The organism is Micromonospora sp. NPDC003776, assembly GCF_053605645.1.
This window is the reverse complement of sequence record NZ_JBSGJR010000509.1, coordinates 1-5,158: the sequence shown is the minus strand read 5'-3', so window position 1 is coordinate 5,158 and position 5,158 is coordinate 1. Positions and strand designations below refer to the sequence as shown.

The following is a 5,158-nucleotide window of genomic DNA, read 5'->3' as shown; positions in this document are numbered from 1 at the left end:
GTCCGGATACGACGACGGCCCGCCGATGGCGGGCCGGTTCGGTTCGTGCCGCTGAGGTGCGCGGCACGGGTGGTGACCGCCTCCTGAGGGAGGCGTTTTCGGGGCGGTTGCGTCGGAGGCTCTGCTCGCGGCGTACCTGGGAGCCCTGCGCAACCGATGCCGCCCCATCGGTCCGGGGAGCGGCGAGTTGGTGTCAGCGGCGCAGTGGCTGCGCGGCTTGATCGGCGCGGAGCCTGGCGGGCAGGTCGGCTGGTATGTCGGCGTAGGGTTCGACGGCCGCGAGAACCTCTGCCGGGTCGACAATCGTCTCGATCCGGCCGAGGTGGATGGTGTCGGGTTGGCGGTCGGGTTCGGTGACCGGGTCCCAGGTGAAGTCGACGACGGTGGCGATGTAGGTGCGGTGCGGGTTCCAGCCGACCTGGATGGTGTACCGCTCGAAACCGGGTTTGGGTGTGAGGTTGTAGAGACTCATGCATTCCTTCCGTGGCATAGCTGCCTTCGGGAGTGGGGCCGCCGCAGCAGGCCACACGGCGGGCGTTGCTGGCTGAACTGCTGACCAGGGGTGTCGTTGTGCCGCCGACCTGGCGGGAGCATCGGGTGGGCGCCGCACGCGCTCCCCCATCAACGGCGTGGGAGCGGCAAGCGCTGACAGGCGAGGATTGGCGGCGCGAGCGGCGGCGGGCCGAAGCGTGTGGGCGTAAAGCCAAACCGACCCGGTGCGCTATGCCCGTCGGTGTCGGGCGCGGTTTTCAGCGGCTTCGATGATCTTGTCGCGTCGGGCGGGCGGGAGGTCGGCGAGCAGGTCGACGTAGTGCTGTTCCTCGGCGGTGAGCAGTGGGGCGGACGCGGTGTTGTAGGCCAGCCTGGCGGCCTCGTGTTCGGCCTCGATCGGCCCGCTCGGGTAGTAGGCGCAGGTGACCTGGCGAAGTTGGGCGGCCGCGGTGAGCGGGTCTCGGGACAGCGTGGTGTCGTAGAGGCGGAAGTTCGCCGGCAGGTCGGCGGCGCCGATCGCGGTGATCAGGCACAGGTTGGCCTGAACGTTGTGGGCAAAGGCGTCGGAACGGGCGGGTGCTCCGCCGCGGGCTCGCACGGCGGCGCGTTCGGCCTGCCAGCGCAGCCGGGCTTCCTCAGCGCTGCGGGCGAGGGACAGCAGGATCGCGCGGATCGGATCCATCAGGACTCCCCGTTCTTTCGGGTGCTCGCGTTGCAGGTGGAAGGGTTGTGGTGGGTGCGGGTGATGGCGTCCTCGATGGCGGCCGGTGGCAGCCCGGCCTGCAGGGCGTGCAGGACCAGGTGGGCGAGCTGGTAGACGGGGTCGATCTGCAGGGCGTGCTCGGTGGCCATGAGGGCCAGGACCCCGTCGCCGCATCGCCATGCGGTCAGGGCGAGCACGGTCGCCGGTGCCGCCGCGAGTGGTGGGTGCGCGCGGCGGGTGACCTCGGCCCAGAAGGTGATGTGCTGCTCGTGTGGCTGGGTGAGGTCGATGGCGACATCGCGTACGGCCCGGTCGGTCAGCAGCAGGGTCAGCCAGGCCACCTCGTCGTCAGTGAGCCGGGCGTTGTCGTGCTGGCGGAGCGCGTCGCGGACGGCCAGCACGCCGGCCTCGAATACGGCGGTGCTGCCTGTGATGGTCAGGGCCCGCATGCGGGTGGCCGCCGTGTCGGTGGCGTCGCGGATGCTGTCGCGGCCGCTGCCCTCGGGGGTGAAGCGGCGGGCTACCGCGGCCCGGTCTGGTCGTGCGACGAGTCCGGCGACGGTTGCTTGGACGGCGACCAGTGACGCGGTCGGGTCGAACGGGGTTCCGTCCGCCGGGCAGCAGGTGGGGTCGTCGCAGGTGAGGCTGAAGATCCGCGTTCCGGTGACCCGCAGCATCTCCCGCACCGTCAGGCCAGCGGTGGTGAACGCGTCGCCGACGACCCGCAGTGCCGGGTCGAGGTGTTCGGGGGTTCCGTAGCCGACGAGGACGAGGTCGGTGATCGGCTGTTGCCGTTGCACGACCGGGACCATGTGGGCGGTGAACTCCCGCAGGAGGTGTGCGTGGGTGGGCAGGTCGCCGCGGGCGGCGAACACGATGCGCCGCTGCCGGGAGGCGATCACGACGATGCTGCCGTCGCTGGGGTGGAAGCCGAGCAGGTACGGCACTGCGGCCGCCAGGTCGGCTGAGGATCGGACGGTCAGTCTGTTCTCTGTGAAGGACACGATGTCTCCAGGTGGGAGAGGGTAGGAAGTGCACGGCAGGCACCCACGCCGAGAGTGGTTGGCACGTCTGCGCCGCCTGCTCCGCTGGGTGAGCAGCCGCCATCCCTAGGCGGACCGTGGGTGCGGTGGCGGCTGCTCGGGAGCGAAGACGGTGGGCGGCGGACGGGTTCAGTCGTTGTCGGGATCCAGGTAGAGGTCGACGCCGACGCCCTCGACGGTGACGCTCACCGTGACCAGGCGGTGGTCGACGCCAGCCAGGGCCCGGTGCAGATCGACGCGGGCGAGCGCTTCGGCGGCGGTGGTGGCGGTGGCGGCGCTGGTGTGACCGCGTAGCCACATCTCGTACTCGTGCCGCCACGCAACCCGGAAGCGGTCACCGTCGGGCGTGGCTTCGCCCGGGTCGGTCCAGCCGTACGCGGTCCACGGCCGGGCCGCGGCCGGCCAACTGGTGGTAGCCGGGCGCATGGTGTCTCGGGCCGCTTCGCAGGCCTGCCGATCGGTGGCGGCGGCGACCAGCAGCATCAGGTCGGCGACCACCGTGACGTGATGTGCGCGGGGCAGCCGGTCGAGGCCGAGGCCGGCCAGGAACCGGTCGACCCGCTGCGCGGTGTGTTGGTAGACGCCGCCGATCTCGTCGTCGACCAGCGCGCGGATCGCCCGGGTGCGGATGTTGCGCCGTAGGTCGGCGAGAGCGTGCACGGCGGCGTCACGTGCCGCCCTCGCGGCGGGCAGGTCGTCGGCGTCGGCAGGCGGTGCCGCGGTGACAGGTGGGGTTTCGGTGTCGATGTCGGCGAGGGACACCTCTTCGGGGTGGTCGGCGGTCTGCCAGGTCAGCCCGGTCAGGCTGATCCCGGCGCCGGCCAGCACCGGCAGGTGCCCCTTTACGATGGTGCGTGCCGTTTGCTGTGCCTCGGCCTTGCGGGTCGCGGTGGCCCAGGTCTGCAGCGTGACCCGTGCGGTGATGCGGTACGGCTGCGGTCCGGGCTGTTCGTTGCCGCACGTTACGGCTGTCACATCGATGACGCGCCTCGGGTAGACGGCGATCGCCGGCTGCAGCCGGCGCAGTTGCTCCGGCACGTCCCAGCGAGCCTGTTCCCGCGCCTGCTCGAGGCTGAGGTGCGACCGGGTGTAGGACAGGTGGGCCTCTGCGGTGACAGTCCATCGTTGCGGCAGGGGCTCCAAACCCCAGGCGGCGAGCGTGTCCTCGCAGCCTGGCCGGCAAATCAGCCTGGTGCGTAGTGCGGCGATGAGCGCGGCACGGGCCTCGACTGCGAGCCTCCGCCGCTGCCCGGTCGCGGCGACCGTCTCAGCGTGCAGGGCACGAATCTGGTCGATGAGGCTTCGTCGGGTCATTGCCTGGGTCCCCGGTTGCCGGCCGTGAACAGGTAGGTGTCCGTGACCCGCTCGGCGCATGAGATCGGCGTCGTGCTGTCGGCCAGGTGGGAGTCGCCGCCGCTCGCGGTGTTGGGCGCGGCGACGCCGCTGCAAGGGTCAGGTGGGTCTGCGCTGGAGTGGTCGGCGCGGACGTCGCGGAATGTCAGGTGCACGGGTCCTCCTTTGGGCATGAAGAAGGCGGCCACCGGGTGGTGACCGCCTGAACGGATGGGGGTGCCGCGCCCCATCCCATGGACGAGAGGCGTCGGGTGTGTGATGCCCGGATCTGCGACTCGTGACGGCAGCCGACCGGAAGCGGTGGGCGCGATGCCGTCGCGCGGGGCGTCAGATCAGAGGGGCATTAGAAGCAGGGAGAAACCTCAGGTTAGGCCCGCCGGGAGCCTTGTCGGCCGGGCTGTCAGATGCGACCTTCTGGCAGAACCTGACAGCGGCCTCTCCCCTGTCAGTTGGTGCTCATCCGAGCGGAACCAGCGGAAGTCGGGGCGGGACTGCGGCCGCCATGGCTCGGCTTCGGCTGGCGGGCAAGTCGACTGCCCAGCCGACGAAGGCGGACAGATGCGGGGACGGCGTAGTGCGATGCCAAGCGTGACAGCGGATCCGAGCGCACCTGTCAGGATCGACAGACCCACTGCGGCCGCGGCACGGTCGGCCCGGTCCTCCGGGTCGAGCAGGGAGTGGGTAACGTCCAGCGCCCACTCGTGCCCGTTGATGGCGCCGGCTACTGGCATGTGGCTGGCCCGCCGCGATCTGATCCGTAATTCGGCCCGGTGGCTCCCACTGGTGGCTTTCACGCCGAAACCGGCTGACCGGCCGGCTCGACGTTGCCTCCCTGCGCAGTGCCCATCGTGATGGCATGCTTCGGTCTACGACCGGTCAAAGGAGGCGCAGCGCAGCCCATGCCGACTATCGTTGTCCATCGACCCTTTGACGTCACGATGGCCCGCGTGAAGATCAAGGTTGACGGGCGCCTCGCGGCGCGCCTGAAGCGCGGGGCTAGCCAACGCTTCGAGGTAGCACCGGGCCGGCATGTGGTGCGGATGCATCTGGGCTTGCAGGCCAGCCCTCCGGTCGAGGTGAACGTGGACGGCACCGAGACGGTCACCTTGGAAGCAGCGGTATACGAGCGATCGTGGAGGTTCACGGAAACATTCCTGCGGCCCGGGAGCGCCCTCGACTTGCGGGTGATGTGAACTACGCATTACGAGATCAAGTTGGTGACCTGTGCCTACCTGGCCACGACTGGCCTGACGTGCGGAAATGCCTCTCGGCATCTCACAGCGTCGGTGGTCGCGGTTCGGCCTCTTGAGGACCAAATGAGGACTGCTGCCGGCCCGGCGCCCGACCTCCTGATCCGTAGCGTCTCGGATCAGCTTAGGGATCCTGAGTCGGATTGAGTGTCCGGGATCGTTTCCCACCTGGGTGGGGTCGCGTGGGCGTGGAGGTGGAATCCGGCGCCGAGTGCGGCTCCGCGTGGCCGGTGGCCGGTGGTGGGTGTGCTGATCGTGTTCACGTCCTGGTGCCGGTGGGCTGCGCGGGGCAGTCTGGGCCGGTCCGTTGGTGCGTG

At 70.1% G+C, this 5,158-nt stretch carries 6 protein-coding genes; 1 reads left to right on the top strand and 5 read right to left on the bottom strand.

The features are described from left to right. Positions 1–193: 193 nt before the first annotated feature. From ACWEVO_RS29545 to ACWEVO_RS29525, 5 genes are all read right to left on the bottom strand, one after another. Positions 194–472 (bottom strand): hypothetical protein, encoded by a 279-nt coding sequence (locus ACWEVO_RS29545; protein WP_452310754.1) that lies wholly within the window; start codon positions 470–472, stop codon positions 194–196. Between the two features lie 249 nt (positions 473–721). Beyond that, entirely contained in the window at positions 722–1,174 is a 453-nt protein-coding gene (locus tag ACWEVO_RS29540) for a hypothetical protein (RefSeq protein WP_452310753.1), read from the bottom strand. Continuing rightward, positions 1,174–2,199 (bottom strand): DUF4192 domain-containing protein, encoded by a 1,026-nt coding sequence (locus tag ACWEVO_RS29535; protein ID WP_452310752.1) that lies wholly within the window; start codon positions 2,197–2,199, stop codon positions 1,174–1,176. The genes ACWEVO_RS29540 and ACWEVO_RS29535 overlap by 1 nt, the downstream gene beginning before the upstream one ends. Positions 2,200–2,367: 168 nt before the next feature. Continuing rightward, a complete protein-coding gene (locus ACWEVO_RS29530) occupies positions 2,368–3,552 on the bottom strand; it encodes a hypothetical protein (RefSeq protein ID WP_452310751.1) in 1,185 nt (394 codons plus the stop codon). Then, positions 3,549–3,746: a hypothetical protein gene (locus ACWEVO_RS29525; RefSeq protein WP_452310750.1), complete on the bottom strand. Its 198-nt coding sequence runs from the start codon at positions 3,744–3,746 to the stop codon at positions 3,549–3,551. The genes ACWEVO_RS29530 and ACWEVO_RS29525 overlap by 4 nt, the downstream gene beginning before the upstream one ends. A 792-nt stretch (positions 3,747–4,538) precedes the next feature. Here ACWEVO_RS29525 and ACWEVO_RS29520 point away from each other — a divergent pair. Beyond that, the gene (locus tag ACWEVO_RS29520) at positions 4,539–4,784 is read left to right on the top strand and encodes a hypothetical protein (protein ID WP_452310749.1); all 246 of its coding nucleotides are present in this window, start codon (positions 4,539–4,541) and stop codon (positions 4,782–4,784) included. Positions 4,785–5,158: the final 374 nt, after the last annotated feature.

Bases quoted from the DNA above. Each gene is read 5' to 3' on its own strand.
- ACWEVO_RS29545 (WP_452310754.1), bottom strand. From the start codon at position 472: ATGAGTCTCTACAACCTCACACCCAAACCCGGTTTCGAGCGGTACACC.
- ACWEVO_RS29540 (WP_452310753.1), bottom strand. From the start codon at position 1,174: ATGGATCCGATCCGCGCGATCCTGCTGTCCCTCGCCCGCAGCGCTGAG.
- ACWEVO_RS29530 (WP_452310751.1), bottom strand. From the start codon at position 3,552: ATGACCCGACGAAGCCTCATCGACCAGATTCGTGCCCTGCACGCTGAG.